Annotated in this window: 10 protein-coding genes and 1 tRNA gene; 6 read left to right on the forward strand and 5 right to left on the reverse strand. The window is 72.2% G+C overall.

Going from position 1 to position 14,743, the window contains the following annotated elements:
* Window positions 1-1,029 precede the first annotated feature (1,029 nt).
* The gene (locus tag ACMXN5_RS14730; RefSeq protein ID WP_439675640.1) at window positions 1,030-1,764 is read left to right on the forward strand and encodes an Ig-like domain-containing protein; all 735 of its coding nucleotides are present in this window, start codon (window positions 1,030-1,032) and stop codon (window positions 1,762-1,764) included.
* Here ACMXN5_RS14730 and ACMXN5_RS14735 read toward each other — a convergent pair.
* Window positions 1,731-1,925, reverse strand: coding sequence for a DUF5708 family protein (locus tag ACMXN5_RS14735; RefSeq protein ID WP_395798358.1), 195 nt, complete (start codon window positions 1,923-1,925; stop codon window positions 1,731-1,733). The genes ACMXN5_RS14730 and ACMXN5_RS14735 overlap by 34 nt on opposite strands.
* Before the next feature lie 287 nt (window positions 1,926-2,212).
* Here ACMXN5_RS14735 and ACMXN5_RS14740 point away from each other — a divergent pair, with 287 nt between their 5' ends.
* Window positions 2,213-3,040, forward strand: a complete 828-nt coding sequence (locus ACMXN5_RS14740; protein ID WP_439675641.1) for an ABC transporter ATP-binding protein — start codon at window positions 2,213-2,215, stop codon at window positions 3,038-3,040.
* Window positions 3,040-5,586: an FtsX-like permease family protein gene (locus ACMXN5_RS14745; RefSeq protein ID WP_439675642.1), complete on the forward strand. Its 2,547-nt coding sequence runs from the start codon at window positions 3,040-3,042 to the stop codon at window positions 5,584-5,586. Before ACMXN5_RS14740 ends, ACMXN5_RS14745 begins: the two co-directional genes overlap by 1 nt.
* A gap of 20 nt (window positions 5,587-5,606) precedes the next feature.
* Here the strand turns inward: ACMXN5_RS14745 and ACMXN5_RS14750 are convergent, their stop codons facing one another.
* Window positions 5,607-6,242 carry a TetR/AcrR family transcriptional regulator gene (locus ACMXN5_RS14750; RefSeq protein ID WP_439675643.1) on the reverse strand — a complete coding sequence of 212 codons (636 nt, stop codon included), beginning with the start codon at window positions 6,240-6,242 and terminating at the stop codon, window positions 5,607-5,609.
* A gap of 482 nt (window positions 6,243-6,724) precedes the next feature.
* On the opposite strand from ACMXN5_RS14750, the gene ACMXN5_RS14755 reads away from it, so the two are divergent.
* Complete coding sequence (locus tag ACMXN5_RS14755; protein ID WP_439675644.1) at window positions 6,725-9,298, forward strand: SdrD B-like domain-containing protein; 2,574 nt, start codon at window positions 6,725-6,727, stop codon at window positions 9,296-9,298.
* Window positions 9,299-9,503: 205 nt separating this feature from the next.
* Window positions 9,504-10,304 (forward strand): hypothetical protein, encoded by an 801-nt coding sequence (locus ACMXN5_RS14760; RefSeq protein ID WP_439675645.1) that lies wholly within the window; start codon window positions 9,504-9,506, stop codon window positions 10,302-10,304.
* A 28-nt stretch (window positions 10,305-10,332) separates the two neighbouring features.
* Here the strand turns inward: ACMXN5_RS14760 and ACMXN5_RS14765 are convergent, their stop codons facing one another.
* Window positions 10,333-11,640 carry a right-handed parallel beta-helix repeat-containing protein gene (locus ACMXN5_RS14765; protein WP_439675646.1) on the reverse strand — a complete coding sequence of 436 codons (1,308 nt, stop codon included), beginning with the start codon at window positions 11,638-11,640 and terminating at the stop codon, window positions 10,333-10,335.
* Window positions 11,641-11,824: 184 nt separating this feature from the next.
* Here ACMXN5_RS14765 and ACMXN5_RS14770 point away from each other — a divergent pair, with 184 nt between their 5' ends.
* Window positions 11,825-12,964: a Dyp-type peroxidase gene (locus tag ACMXN5_RS14770; protein ID WP_439675647.1), complete on the forward strand. Its 1,140-nt coding sequence runs from the start codon at window positions 11,825-11,827 to the stop codon at window positions 12,962-12,964.
* A 57-nt stretch (window positions 12,965-13,021) separates the two neighbouring features.
* Here ACMXN5_RS14770 and ACMXN5_RS14775 read toward each other — a convergent pair.
* Both ACMXN5_RS14775 and ACMXN5_RS14780 read right to left on the reverse strand, forming a co-directional pair.
* Window positions 13,022-13,095, reverse strand: a tRNA-Thr gene (locus tag ACMXN5_RS14775).
* An 80-nt stretch (window positions 13,096-13,175) separates the two neighbouring features.
* The gene (locus ACMXN5_RS14780) at window positions 13,176-14,729 is read right to left on the reverse strand and encodes an alpha/beta hydrolase (RefSeq protein ID WP_439675648.1); all 1,554 of its coding nucleotides are present in this window, start codon (window positions 14,727-14,729) and stop codon (window positions 13,176-13,178) included.
* Window positions 14,730-14,743 lie beyond the last annotated feature (14 nt).

Here is a 14,743-nt window from a genome sequence, read left to right on the forward strand (position 1 = left end):
CGGATCGACACCACGCACAGGTGAACACGAGGCGTTGCGAAACGGGCCCGGCCGGTCATTCGGGCCGAGCGGTACAGTTAAGGGCCACGGCTGCTTTACTCTGGGGCGAGAAACAGCCACGGTGGTGGAAGACACACGACACAGTGGCTTTCGTGGACACGTCGTGGACACGGAGCCGGCGTCTTTTTCCGGGATGCGGTTGTGACGTGCGAAGACGCAAGAACCCCGCTCGCCCGGATAAGGATCAAGCGGGGCCTTGCGACCGGCAGAACCCTCACGGGCGACCTGCGGGCCTGGCCGGCGGCTACCAGCCGGGCCCGCCGTTCGCAACGTGGTCGACGATCCACTGGATCGCCTCCCACACCTCGATCGCTTTCAGCAGGAGCCGAAATGCGTCGGGTTCAGCGCACGGTGGTGGTTGCTCGTGGGGGTCCTCGTCTTCGTCCGCAGGTTTCTCCGAGGACTCCGACATTCGCGCTCCTTTTCTGGTCGGGGGCCCGGGTCGGTCGACCCGTACGGAATCGACCGGGACCTCCCCGCCGGAGGCGAATGGAAAAAGCCTACCCTGCGCCGGGGCGACTCAGGGCACAGCGAACACAAGGCCGTTTCCCACGGATTTCACGCAACTCATGATCATCGGCACGGGCCCCGAAAAACGGAGTATTCAATTCCGGTAATGTCGGGCGATCAATCATGAAAAATAGTGGATTCATGCCCTTCGAATCGGAAGCAATGCCGCTTCGGCGCGCCGAGACCGTGCTCCGGAACGCACGCCGGCTCCGGTCCGGGCCGGTGGGGTGGAGCCGGTTGGGTGGAGCCGGTTGGGTGGAGCCGGTTGTCCTCGGCGTTGTGGCACGTGTGATCGGGTCGGGATCGCGGGGTCGGCTTTCTCGCCACGCGTGCGGGTGAAGGTTGGGGTGGGGGGCGTGCCGCGCGGTGGGGTGGGGCGCTCGGGGGGCCAGGATCGGGGCGGTCGACCCGAGATCGTGCCGGCTTCGGCCGGCGGGATCGCCAGTGCCGGAGGTACCCGTGCCCACCGCGTCCGTGTCCCCCACCCGAGTGCGCCGTGCGGGCGCCGTGGTATTCGCCTGCTGTGTCGTGCTGTTCGGGCCGGCGAGTGCGCGGGCCGACGTGCCCACCGATCGGGTGCGGCCGGTGGCGGATCCACAGGCGGTGGCGGATCCCCGGCCCGGCGCGGAACCCCGGCCGATCCCGCCGTCCGTGCCGTCGGCGCCGCCCAAGATGCCTGGGCCGCGTGCCTTCGGCGACGTGGTGGGCACGCGCGCCGGGCAGTCGGTGAACGTGGCGGTCCTGGCCGACGACACCGGCGACGGGCTCGTCGTGCTCTCGCACACCAACCCCGAACACGGTCTGGTCTTCCAGGCCGAGGACACGACCGGGACGGACGCCGTGCTGCGCTACACCCCGGGGCCGGGCTTCGTCGGCCGGGACGACTTCCGCTACACGGTGAGCGACCGATTCGGGCGGCAGGCCACCGCGAACGTGCGGGTCGAGGTGACACCGGCCGCCACCCGGGTACGGGAATCCGCCGCGAGCCGCGTCGTGGACCAACTCCGCGCGACCCCGGCCGACGCGGCGAGCCGGCCGCGCTCGGCGGGGACCGGGCCGGGCGGCCGGGTGTTGCTCGTCGTGTTCCTGGGCTCGGCCGTGCTCGGCGCCGGTTTCCTGGCCCTGGTCGCGCAGCGTCGTCGGCCGCGCGACCGGGCGGCTCACGTCTTCCGGTCGCCCTGGGCCGATCGGTAGATCCCGTACAGCAGTTCGGCGATCCCGAGGATCAGCAGCACCATGCCGAGCTTCCCGGGTTCGAACACCGGCGGGTGTACATCGTCGGCGAACAGTTTCAGGCCCGCGCCCACCAGGGCGGTGACCAGGCCGGCCACCATCGAGCCGCGTGCCTTGGCCACGGTCCGTCTCCTCTACTCGACCTGCGGATACGCCCACGAGGCTAGGGCCGCGCCCGGCGTCGGCACGCCCTCCCTCGGGACGAAACGGCGTACACACTTCGGCCTAGACGCGCGGGACTTCGAGCCGCGGTGTGCGCCGGTCGCCCGTCCCGGAGGGCCGATCGTCCGGTAGGGGGGTCTACCCCCACCCCAAGTGGCCGGCGGGCCCCATGGGCGGGTACTTCGGGCGCTTCTAGCGTGGATTCGACGCCGCCCACGGGGAGCGGCCGAACGGCTGGAGGGTCATCGTGGGCGGGCAACCGACACGCGAGCAGGAGTGGGACACGAGCGGAGTCGGGCATGCGGACGCCGGGGAACCGGCGGTTCGGCTCGACGCGGTCCGCAAGGTCCACGGGAAGGGCTCCGCCTCGGTCGCCGCCCTCGACGGGGTCTCGATCGCCTTCCCGCCCGGCTCGTTCACCGCTGTGATGGGGCCGTCCGGCTCGGGCAAGAGCACCTTCCTGCACTGCGCGGCCGGCCTGGACCGGCCGACCTCGGGCGCGGTCACCGTGGCCGGTCGGGATCTCGCCGAGCTGAACGAGAACGCGCTGACCAAGCTGCGTCGGGAGCGGATCGGCTTCGTCTTCCAGGCGTTCAACCTGCTGCCCACGCTCACCGTGGAGCAGAACGTCACCCTGCCGCTGCGCTTCGCCGGCAAGCGGGCGGACCGGCGCCACATCACCGAGGTGATCGCGCGGGTCGGCCTCACCGACCGGGCCCGGCACCGCCCGCACGAGTTGTCCGGCGGTCAGCAGCAACGGGTCGCCATCGCCCGCGCGTTGGTGGTCCGGCCCGCTGTGCTGTTCGCGGACGAGCCGACCGGCGCGCTGGACACCCGGACCGCGGCCGAGGTGCTCGGGCTGCTCCGGGAATCGGTACACGTCGACGGCCAGACCATCGTCATGGTCACCCACGACCCGGTCGCCGCGTCCTACGCCGACCACGTGGTCTTCCTCGCCGACGGCCGGATCGCCGGCCGGCTGGCCGCGCCGACCGTGGACGCGATCGCTGACCGGATGACCCACCTGGGCGCCTTCGAGGCCGGCCCGGGCCGGTCGGTGGGCGGGGTGCGCTGATGTGGGGCCTCGCGCTGCGCACGCTGCGCTTTCGGGCGGGCAGCTTCGTCGCGACCTTCGTCGCGCTGTGCTTCGGCGCCACCGTGGTGATGGCCTGCGGCGGCCTGCTCGAGACGGGCGTCCGCAACAACGCCCCGCCGCAACGCCTGGAGCGGGCCTCGCTGGCGGTGATCGGCGACCCCACCTACACCGGCCCGCGCAGCGGCGACGGCGACCGGGAGCGGGACTACGCGTTGGGTGAGCGCGTCCCGTTGGACGCGGGCATGGTGGAGCGGGTGCGCAGCGTCGCCGGCGTGCGGGCAGTGGTCGGCGAGCGTACTTTCCGCACCGCGCTGATCGGCCCCGACGGCAACCGCAAGGCACAGGGCCACGCGTGGGAGTCCGCCCAGTTGACGCCGTACACCCTGGCCGGGGGCGCCGCGCCGACCGGACCGGACGAGGTGGTCCTGGACACCACGCTCGCGCGCCGTGCGGCGGTCGACGTGGGCGACCGGGTCCAGGTCGCCGCCCACGGCGGGACGCGCGCCTACCGGGTCAGCGGGATCGCCCGGCCCGCCCGCACGGTGCCGCAGGCCACGATGTTCTTCGCCGCGGCCGAGGCCGACCGGCTGTCCGCGCCCACCGGCGCCGTCGCCGACATCGCGATCGTGGCCGCGCCGGGCACCGACCTCGGCGCGCTGCGCAAGGCGGTCTCCCGCGCGGTGCACGACGACCGGACCCGGATCCTGGCCGGGGACGATCGCGGCGCGGTCGAGCATCCCGAGATCCTGGCGAACAAGTCCGACCTGATCTCGCTGTCCGCGGTGTTCGGCGGTCTGGCCGTCGCGGTCGCGGTGTTCGTGGTGGCCGGCACGATCGGGCTGTCCGTACAGCAGCGGCGGCGCGAGTTCGCGCTGATGCGGGCGATCGGCGCCACCCCGCGCCAGCTGCGCCGGATGTTGCTCGGCGAGACGCTCCTGGTCACCGTGCTCGCGGCCGGTGTCGCCTGGTTCACCGGCCCGGCGGCCGGGCGGGTGCTCTTCGATCGGCTGGTCGCCTCGGGCATGGTCGCCGAGACGGTGGAGTTCGAGCAGGGCTGGATCCCGGCGGTGGCCGCGGCGGGCGCGGTGCTGCTGACCGCGCTGGTCGGCGGTTTCGTCGGCGCCCGGCGCGCGGTGACCGCCAAGCCGACCGAGGCGCTGGCCGAATCCGCCTTCCAGCAGCGTTGGTTCAACTGGTTCCGGCTCGTGCTCGCGCTGATCGCGCTGGCCGGCGCCACCGCGTTGGGCCTGGTCACGGTGAACGTCCTGGAGGGTCCGGTGGCGGCGAGCACCGCGGGCCCGGCGGTGATCTGCGCGGCGATCGGCCTGGCCCTGCTCGCCCCCGGGCTGACCAGGCTGCTCACCTGGCTCCTGTACCGCCCGCTGGGCGCGCTGACCGGGCGGTCCGGCCGGATCGCGATGCTCGGCGCGCGGGTCACCTCGATCCGCACGGCCGCGGTGGTCACCCCGATCATGCTGGCGGTCGCGATCAGCACCGGCGAGTTGTACCTCCAGACCACCACGACCGGGCAGGCCGAGCGGGTGTACACGGAAAGCCTGCGGGCCGACGCGGTGGTGACCGCCGCCGCGGGCGGCGTGGACCCGGGCGTGGTCGAGCGGGTGCGGGCGATCCCGGGGGTGGCGAGCGCGAGCGCGTACACCGCGAGCGCGGGCTTCGTGGAGAACCCGCGGGTCGCGCCGGACAGCCGGCACGGGGTGCCGATGCAGGGCGTCGACGTGGACGCGGGCCCGGCCACGGTCGGGGTGACGGCCTCCGCCGGCTCGTTGGCCGAACTGCACGGCGACACGGTGGCGTTGCCGAGGGCGCTGGCCCGGTCGATCCATCGTGGGCTCGGCGACACGATCCGGCTGCGGCTCGGCGACGGCGCCTCGGCGGATGTACGGGTGGTCGCGCTGTTCGAGAGCCGGCCCGGCTACGACACCATGCTGCTGCCGGTGTCCCTGCTCGCGCCGCACACCACGGACGGGCTGCCCGCGCAGATCCTGGTCCGCGCGGCCGAGGGGACCGATCCCGACCGGCTGGTCGCCTCGCTGGGTGCCTGGGCCAAGGAGTACCCGGGGCTGCGGGCGGCCTCGCGCGACGCGCTGCTCGAAACGCACGCCGAGGAGTCGAAGACCCAGGCGTGGATCAACTATCTGATCATCGGCGTGCTGACCCTGTACACCGCGTTGTCCCTGGTCAACTCGCTGATCCTGGCCACGCACAACCGCCGCCGCGAGTTCGGGCTGCAACGCCTGAGCGGCGCGACCCGCGGCCAGATCATGCGGATGTCCGCGGTAGAGGCGACGCTGACCACGCTGATCGGGGTGATCCTGGGCACCGCGGCGGCGGCCGCGGCGGTGGTCCCGTTCAGCCTGTCGTTGACCGATTCGTGGTTGCCCATGGGTTCGATCCGGATCTACGCGGCCGTGGTCGGCACGGCGGCGGTGCTGACCTTCGCGGCGACGCTGCTGCCGACCTGGAAGGTGCTGCGGACGAACCCGGTGGCGGTGGCGCAGGGCTGACCGGTCCGATCACGCGCCGCTCAGGGGGCCGTCGGGCGGTCGGCGGCCGTCACCAAGGCGGCGAAGGACAACGGGGCGCGGGGCGGTTCGGCGGTTTCGGTCGGGTGGGGGCCGAGGCCGTCCAGGGCCACGTCGAGGTGGTGGTGCAGGAGGGTGTCGTCGGTGTCGAGCCGGGCCAGGCCGCCGGGCAGCGGGCGGGAGAGCCGGATCGAGAGCAGGACCAGGTCGCCCATGCCGACGTCCGGGCGCAGCGTGCCCGCCGCGTGGGCGGCGTCGATCAGGGCCTCGACCGCGTGCACGGTGGCGGTCCGTACCCGCACCAACTCCGCGTCCACGACCAGCCCTTCGAGCAGCACCGGGATGACCGCGCCCATCCGCAGGTCGGCGGCGGCGTGGACGAAGCGACGCAGTGCCGCGTACGCGTCGTCGTCGACGCTCGCCGCCTCGTGCGCGGCCGTCTCCAGTCGGCCCAGGAGGTCCCCGGTGAGGTCGCGGACCAGCGACTCCCGGTCGGGGTAGCGCCGGTAGAGCGTGGCGGGGCCGACGCCGGCGCGGCGCACGATCAGGTCCAGCGGCGCGTCCGGTCCACGCTCCAGGAAGACGTCGCGCGCCGCATCGAGGATCCGTCGTCTGCTGCGTGCCGCGTCCGCCCGCATGGCGCACCGTCCTCGACTGTCGAGAGCTAATCGGAGACTTTATCTCCGTCTATGCTATCGGTTTTGAAACGGGAGAGCGGCAGCCGGACCGGGCCCGCGGATCCCATGCGATTCCGGATTAGCCATTGCCGTCCGAATCGGATTCATTTGGGCACACCACGCCCGCGGCGACGGCGAAAAAATGGGTTCAACGTCAACTTCCCCTTGCCGTCATGTACTTGCCGAATCCCCTTTAGGCTTCGGCCAACAAACCGGGTCACGACCGATCCGTGGGGGGATCGCCCGTCGGGCCCTTTGAGATGATGAGAGTAGGTATGACACCTTCAAGTGAACGGACGCACGGCGCCGCGCAGGGAGGGCGCCGACTGCGATCGGCGTTACGCGCGCCCCGCTCCATAGGGGGCCTCGCGGCACTCGCCGTCGGATTCGGCGGTTTGGCTCTGGCGGCGTCGCCGGCGTATCCGGCGACGGAGGACGGCTCCGTGACCGTCCGCGTCGTGCGGGCCGTGGACACCACCGGGGTATGGAGTCCCGCCCTGGAACCGGGCATGGGCGGCGTCACGGTGACGCTCACCAACGACGACGGCGCCAAGGTCACCGGGGTGACGACCGCCGACGGCACGGTCAAGCTGGCGCCCGGTACGGCTCGGACGCCTTCGGGCAAGTATCGGATTCAGGTGGTGAATCCGAAGCCGGGTGTGCTGTTCCCGGCGTTCGCGTCGCGGAAGGGCTTGGGCGGCGGACCGAACGAGCTGAGCAGCAACGAGGAGTTCGTCGACCTCGGCAACGGCAAGGATGTGGCGTACACGACGGGGCTGTGGAGCCCCGGCGACTACTGCCAGAAGAACGCGCCGCTGGCCACCGCTTGCCAGCCCGCGACGAACGAGCCGGCGTCCGCGCGGACGCTGGTGACGTTCCCGTACAACGCGCGCGGCACGAACACCAACGTGACGGACCTGTCCACCAACGCCGCGACGGGCAACCTGTACGGCATCGGCTGGAGCAAGCCCGGCAAGCGGCTGTTCAGTTCGGCGCTGGCCAAGCGCGACACGGTGTACGGCCCCGGCGGCGCCGGCGGCATCTACGTCACCGACGTCGCCACGAAGAAGACGTCGCTGTTCACCACCGTCCCGGACGCCGGCACCTCGGCACACGGCGTGGGCACCAGCGACAACGCCTTCCTCGCCGCACCCGGCAAGGAGGGCCTGGGCGACCTGGAGGTTTCCGACGACGGCCGCGACCTGTTCGTGGTCAACCTCGAAAACCGCAAGCTGTACCGCTACGACGCCACTGCGGCGACCGCGACGGCGCCGGCCGCCTCGTACGCCATCCCGGACCCGGGCTGTCCCGCGCCGGGCGACTGGCGGCCGTTCGGTCTGGGACTGCAGGATGGCGTCGGATACCTCGGCGGCGTCTGCTCGGGCGAGTCGACCGGGAAGCTCTCGGACATGCGCGCCGTGGTCCTGGCCTTCGACCCGGCGACGGGTGCCTTCGGCAAGCAGGTGCTGAACCAGCCGCTGGACTACCCGCGCAAGGCCACGCTCGGCGGGACCTGCCCGGGGGCCGCCTGGTTCCCGTGGACGGACACGTTCCCGGCGCAGCAGAACGGGCAGACGTGCGCCGGCGCCATGGCCAACCCCGAACCCGAGTTGGCCGACATCGCGTTCGAGACCGACGGCTCGATGCTGCTGGCCTTCCGGGACCGGTTCACCGACCGGACGACGGCGTACGCCCGGCCCGGAGAGCCCACGACCACCATCGCGATGGTGGCCGGCGGCGACCTGAACAAGGCGTGCCTGTCCGAGGGCAAGTACGTCATGGACACGAACCTCGGCTGTGGCAAGACGCCGCGGGGCACCAGGTTCTTCGACGTGAACACCATGGGCGGCGGCCACCCGAACGCCGCCTACGCCGGCCTCGCGCTGTCGAAGGTGGAGGAGTTCGTCGCGACCGCCGGTGTCGACCCCATCGACACGCCGTGGAGCGCCGGCACGATGTTCACCAAGCGCGACGGGACGCGGCAGCCCGCCGCGGGCCTGCGCTTGAACACCGAGGGCAACGCCTCCTTCGGCAAGGGCGCCTCGATGGGCGACCTGGAAGTGCTCTGCGACCAGGCACCGCTCCAGATCGGCAACCGGGTCTGGTACGACCCGGAGCGCAAGGGTGTCCAGGGCCCGAGCCAGCGTCCGGTTCCCGGCGCCACCGTCAACCTCTACGACGAGTCCGGCAAGGTGGTCGGGACGACGAAGACGTCGGCGCGTGGTGAGTACTACTTCGACGACTCGAACGTGACCGGTGGTCTGAAGCCGAAGACCAAGTACACGATCCGGCTCGACAACCCGGCCGACTACGCGGCGAACGGGCCGCTGTACCAGTGGGTGCCGACCGAAGAGGGTGTCGGCGACAACCGCTTCGTGGACTCCAAGGGCAAGGTCCCGGCCGGCGGAAAGTATCCGGAACGGGCGCTGACCACCGGCGGACCGGGCGAGAACGACCACACGTACGACTTCGGATTCCGCCAACAGGAGGGCGCGGTGCGCCTGGTCAAACACGACCAGGACGGCAAGACGCTGGCCGGGGCGAAGTTCGAGTTGTGGCGGGAGACGAACGGGACCGAGGGCTTGCAGTCCGACGGAACCACTCCCGATACGAAGGTCGGCGAGCCCTGTACGACCGGGACGGACGGCATCTGCAAGCGCGACGTGCTGCCCGGTACGTACTTCTGGAAGGAGATCAGCCCTCCCGAGGGCTATGCCCCTCCGGAGAAGCCGGTGCTCGGCCCGCTCGTGCTGAACGCGCAGAACCTGGACGCCGGAGTCGAGGTGACGGCGGTCAACAAGCTGCTGCCGCCGACCACGCCTCCGCCGACGACGAGCGCGCCGACGACATCCGCTCCGTCCACGTCGGGCGGAAACCACGGTGGTTCGTCGGGGCCGCTGGCTCGGACGGGTCTGGGCGGGAACCTGCCACTGGTCTTCGGCGTCTCGGCGGCGATGATCGCGTTGGGTGGCGGGGCGCTGGTGTTGTTCCGTAGGCGCGGAGTGCGGCAGCAGTAACTCCGGGGTCGGCGGGCGGGGTTCGATACCGCGCGCCGATCGCCCGGCGGGCGGGCGGTGGCTGACGGCCGCCGGCGGCCGGCGGCCGGCGGCCGACTGCCTGCCGCCGACTGCCGGCTGCCGAAAGAGATGGAACGGGCGGGTCCGCGGGCCGATGGTCCGCCGGCCCGCCCGTGTGTTGATCGACGTGAGAGAAGGCATCCGCATGGTCCGGAAGAAGACCGGCGACCGCGCGCCGCGTCGGCGGCGGCTCTGGATCACGGCCCTGGTGGCGGTCGCGCTGTGCGGAAGCACGGCCGGCGGGCTGGCCGTACACCGGGCACTCTCCGACGACGGCGCCCCGGACCGGGCGGTGACCATCGACGAGGCGGGCCGCCTGGCGCTGTCGCGGCTGACGTTGTACCAGGCCAGTCCGGTCGCGGTGACGCTCACCGCCGCCGAAGGGGGCGGCGTCACGATCCGGGTCGAGGCGGTCGTGGACTACCGCAACCACCGGGCCGTGGGCGGCTATCAGGTCACCGGAGCCGCCGGCTCACTCGACCGCGGCCTGATCGTGTGGGACGGCGCCGGATTGGGACTGGCGCCGGTGCCGGCGGGCGTCGACGGCCCGCCGTGGCAGCAGGCCGAGCACATCCCCCGTTCCGGCTGGTCGTCGCGCGCCTTCACCGCGGACCCGCTGGACTCCGGGCTGCGGCTGCTGATCCAACTCGGCGCGGACCGGCCCGACAACCCGATGCTGCTCGCCCAGTCGGGGGCACGCCGGCTGGGCCGCGACCGCATCCAGGGCCGGACCTACGACAGGTTCTCCGGTCCGCGTGCCCAGGACGCCGCGCGCGGTGGGGCGCCCACCGGCGAGTTGTCGCCGCTGACCTACTGGGTCGACGGTGACGGCGGCCTGCGCCGGGTAACGATGCGCATGCCGGGTCTGGGCACCCCGACGACCGTCGAGATCGGCGGACGCGACGACAGGGTACGCATGCCCGAGGCGCCGTGGATCGCGGGCTGACCCCGCCGCGTCGACGGCGGCGGGGCGCTCAGCGCGGTTGCGGCATCGCGGCGGCGTCGGTCGGCAGGGCGTAGCGCTCGGGGTCGACCACCCCGGGCAGGTCCGTCGCCGGCCGGCCGGGCACCGTCGGGTCGGGCATCGAGGGCTGCGCGGGCGGGGCGGGCACGGCGTGGAACGCGAGGCCGGGCGGCGGTTGCACGGCGACGGCCCGACCCGCCGGGACGGCCCGGCGCGCGGTGACGCCGCACCCGGCGAGGTCCTCCAGGCCGCTCGGGCTCTGTGTCGCGGGCGAGTTGCCGGTGAAGCAGTTGCCGGGGTCGGCCGAGGCCGTCACCAGGTCGGCGCCGTTGTCCGTGACGCGGTTGCCCTCGACGCGGTTGCCGACGGCCGGATGCCCCGCGGGGTCGGTGACGAGGACCCCGGCCGCGCGGTTGCCCCGGATGAGGTTGCGCGCGACGCGGTTCTCCTGGCCGCCGCCGATCCCGATGCCGATCCCGAAGCCTCCGTCGGCCTGTTCGGGCGTGTCCGAGGCGTTGTTGTCGGTGATCACGTTGCCGGCGATCACCGCGCCGTGCTGCGGCGCGAGCGCCTCCAGGTCGTTGGAGTTCACCGTGACTCCGACACGGTTGCCGACGACCCGATTGCCGAGCACCGACAAGCCCTCCGAGGCGTTGGTGATCTCGACGCCGACCGCATTGCGCTCCACCGTGTTGCCGCGTACCAGCGTGTCGCACGGCTTGCACTGGCCGACGTAGATGCCGGAATCGGCCTGCCCGGACGCGTAGGAGTCCTCGATGACACCACCCCGCGCGTCGAAGGCGTAGATGCCGTAGAGCCCGTTGTTGTACGCCGTCACGTGGCCGGCCCGGAAACCCTGAAGCATCGGGAAGCGGGCGGTGTCCAGCGGGTTGTACGCCGAGCCGCCGGCGCCCCGCCCCTGCAGTCGCTCGTCGGTGACGCCGGTGAACAGGACGCCGTTGGCGAGGTAGCCGCGGACGGTGAGGTTCTCCACCACCGAGCCCGCGCCGGTGACGGTGATGCCGTTGGCGAGCCGCACACCGCCGTCGAAGACCACGGCGTTGCGATCCGTACCGCGCAACACCAGGCGCGGCACGGCGACCCGCACACTCTCCCGGTACACGCCGGGGCCGACCAGCACCGTGTCGCCCGCACGCGCGACGTCCACCGCCTTCTGCACCGTGCGGAAGTCCTGCGGCACCCGCAGTACGTTCCCGGCGGGGTGCTTCCCGGCGGACGGTTCGGCGTCGGTCGACGACGAGCAGGCCGCGACCGTCGGCGCGAGACAGACGAGCGCCAGCGACAGGTGGCGCAGCATCGACGCCCGCGTCCGAGTCTGCGTCCGAGTCCGAGTCCGAAGGACGACAGGTCGGGACGTCCGTGGACGTAACGAGCGTTGCGGAGGCAGGAGTTGCATGACAGGTGTTCTATCGTCTGCAATGTCGCCCATGCATACCGACCCGGAAAATCGACAGGAGCAGGCGCGTCCTGCCACATCCGGTTTGGGACGCAGAGCCCTGCTCGCGACCGGAGCGGCACTGGCCGCGGCGGTCGGCGCGGCGGCGGAACCACAGGCGAGCCGACCACAGCGCCGCAACACCGCGTCCGATGCGCCGCCGGCCGCGATCCCCTTCCACGGCCTGCGCCAAGCCGGTGTGACGGGGCCCCAGTTACCCACCACCCACATACTGTCCTTCGACATCCCGCCGACCACGGCCGGCGCGGACCGCGAGACGCTCCGCAACATCCTCACCGCACTGACCCACACCCTGTCCGGCGCGGCCGCCGGCACACTGCCCGACCCGCGCCTGCACACCGGAGAGCCGACCCGCCTCGCCTGCGTCGTCGGCGTCGGCGTCGGCCTCGCGACCCGCCTCGCCCTGAATGTGCCCGCCGAACTGGCCGACGTGCCCGCCTTCCCCGGCGACCGCCTGGACCCGGCCCGCAGCAACGGCGACATACTGCTCCAACTCTGCGCCGCCGACCGCTGGACGCTCACCATCGTCGCCGAACTGGCCACCGCCGCCGCGCAGTCCGCCGGCGCCGTCCCCCGCTGGACCCAATCCGGCTTCCTGCCCCACACCCCACCGGGCATCACGCCGCGCAACCTCTTCGGCCTCAAGGACGGCACCGCCAACCCCGACGACCCGACCGCCGGCCGCTGGGTCTGGGGCCCACCGGGAGCCCACGAACACGCGACCACCCTGGTGTTCCGCAAAATCCACATGGACGTAGCCGGCTTCGCGGCCATCCCCCAAGACCACCAAAACAAAATGATCGGCCGCAGAGCCACCGACGGCGTCCCCTTGACCGGCACCACCGAACACGACGACCCGGACATCTACGCCAAGCACCCGGACGGCTCCTACGTCATCCCGGCCACGGCCCACGTCCGCCTCACCAGCCCCCGCCTCGACGCCGGCGCCCGCATGCTCCGCCGCAGCTACAACTACGACGACGCCCCCACCGACAGGGGCCTCCTGTTCTGCGCCTACATGCGCGACCCAGGCCTATTCACCCGAGTCCAATCCCGCTTGGCAGCCCGAGACGCCCTCAACCCCTTCCTCGAACACCGAGCCTCCGCAGTCGCCTACATCCTCCCGGGCCCCCCACCAGGCGAACCCCTCGGCAACCACCTCTGACCCCGAGAAAAAACAACAAGGCCCAGGTCAGAGTGCTACTGACCTGGGCCTTCGGGGAGCCGCCTAAGGGAGTCGAACCCTTGACCTACGCATTACGAGTGCGTCGCTCTAGCCGACTGAGCTAAGGCGGCTTGTCATTCCACCTTGTGGTGGTGACAGGGAATGAGTGTACACACCCGTCGGGGTGGTCGACACGCGCGATTGGTGGGGGTCAGCGGCAGGTCTTGCCCTTGGGTGGGACGGTGGACTGGGTGAGGTAGTCGACGACCGTGCGGTCGACGCAGTCGCTGCCTCGGCCGAAGGCGGTGTGGCCGTCGCCGTCGTAGGTCAGGAGGTTGCCGGAGGCCAGTTGGCCGGCCAGGGACTGGGCCCAGGAGTACGGCGTGGCCGGGTCGCGGGTGGTGCCGACGACCAGGATCGGGGCGGCGCCCTCGGCGCGGATCGGGTGCGGTCGGCCGCTCGGCGGGACCGGCCAGGACGCGCAGGCCAGGCCCGCCCAGGCGAGGTTGCGGCCGAAGGTCGGCGACGCCGCCACGTACTCCGGCAGGTCGCGCTCGACGTCCTCCCGCGTCGTCGCCGCCGGCGGGGCGTCCAGGCAGTTCACCGCCGCGTTGGCGGACATCAGGTTGCTGTACCGGCCGTCCGCGCCCCGCTCGTAGTACTGGTCGTTGAGGGCGAGCAGCCGCTGTCCGTCCCCGCGCAGCGCCGCGTCGAGCGCGCGCCGCAGGTCCGGCCACTGGTCCTTGGAGTAGAGCGGCGACAGGATGCCCGTGGTCGCGATCGACTCGGTGACCCGTCGGGTCGCGTCGCCCGGGAGGGGGCGCGCGTCGAGCTGTTGCAGCAGACCGCGGATCTTGGCCAGCCCGGCCTCCCGGGTCGCGCCGAGAGAGCACGAGCCGCCGCCGACGCAGTCGTCCAGGAACGCCGCCAGCGCGGTCTCGAAGCCGCCGCCCTGCACCTTGTTGGCGGCCATCGCCGACTGGCTCGGGTCCATCGCGCCGTCCAGCACGAGACGGCCGACCCGCTTGGGGTACAGCTCGGCGTAGGTCGCGCCGAGGAAGGTGCCGTAGGACGCGCCCACGTAGTACAGCTTGGGGTCGCCGAGCGCGGCCCGCAGCAGATCCATGTCACGGGCCGCGTCGACCGTGCTCACATGGCCGAGCAGGTCCCCCGAGCGGTCCGCGCAGGCCCGGCCGTACGCCTTCTCACCGTCGATCCACGCCCGCTCCTCCGCGGGGGTGTCCGGCGTCGCGTCGAGCTGGGTGAAGGCGTCCATCCCGTTGTCGGCCAGGCAGTCGATCGCGGTGCTGCGACCGACGCCGCGCGGGTCGAAGCCGACGATGTCGAACCGTTTGCGCAGTTCGGCCGGGTACCGGGTGGCCGCGTACTGCGCGAAGTCCAGCCCGGAGCCGCCCGGACCGCCCGGGTTGAGCACCAGCGAGCCGATGCGGTTCGCCCCGGTCGCCGGCTTGCGCATCACCGCGATCCGGATCTTCGGCCCGTCCGGCTTGGCATGATCCAGCGGCACCTGGAGCGTGCCGCACTGGAACCCGCCGGTACACGGGGTCCAGCCGATCGGCTCCACCGCCGCAGTCGGCGGCGCCGACTCGGTGCCCCCGCCGCCGCCCGAGTCACCGGTCGTCGGTGCCGTGGCGGTGTCCGCGACCCGGTCCGGCGACTTCGACGACGAACCCGACGAGCACCCCGCCACCAGGAGCAGACCGACTGCCGCGGCGGCGACCCTCGCGCACGAACCCCGCATCATGCGACCGCTCCTCC

The sequence above is a fragment of the Embleya australiensis genome, assembly GCF_051903075.1.
Classification (GTDB): domain Bacteria; phylum Actinomycetota; class Actinomycetes; order Streptomycetales; family Streptomycetaceae; genus Embleya.

Excerpts from the sequence above, each read along its gene's own strand:
- ACMXN5_RS14745 (WP_439675642.1), top strand. The coding sequence starts at position 3,040 with ATGTGGGGCCTCGCGCTGCGCACGCTGCGCTTTCGGGCGGGCAGCTTC.
- ACMXN5_RS14750 (WP_439675643.1), bottom strand. The coding sequence starts at position 6,242 with ATGCGGGCGGACGCGGCACGCAGCAGACGACGGATCCTCGATGCGGCG.
- ACMXN5_RS14760 (WP_439675645.1), top strand. The coding sequence starts at position 9,504 with ATGGTCCGGAAGAAGACCGGCGACCGCGCGCCGCGTCGGCGGCGGCTC.
- ACMXN5_RS14765 (WP_439675646.1), bottom strand. The coding sequence starts at position 11,640 with ATGCTGCGCCACCTGTCGCTGGCGCTCGTCTGTCTCGCGCCGACGGTC.
- ACMXN5_RS14780 (WP_439675648.1), bottom strand. The coding sequence starts at position 14,729 with ATGATGCGGGGTTCGTGCGCGAGGGTCGCCGCCGCGGCAGTCGGTCTG.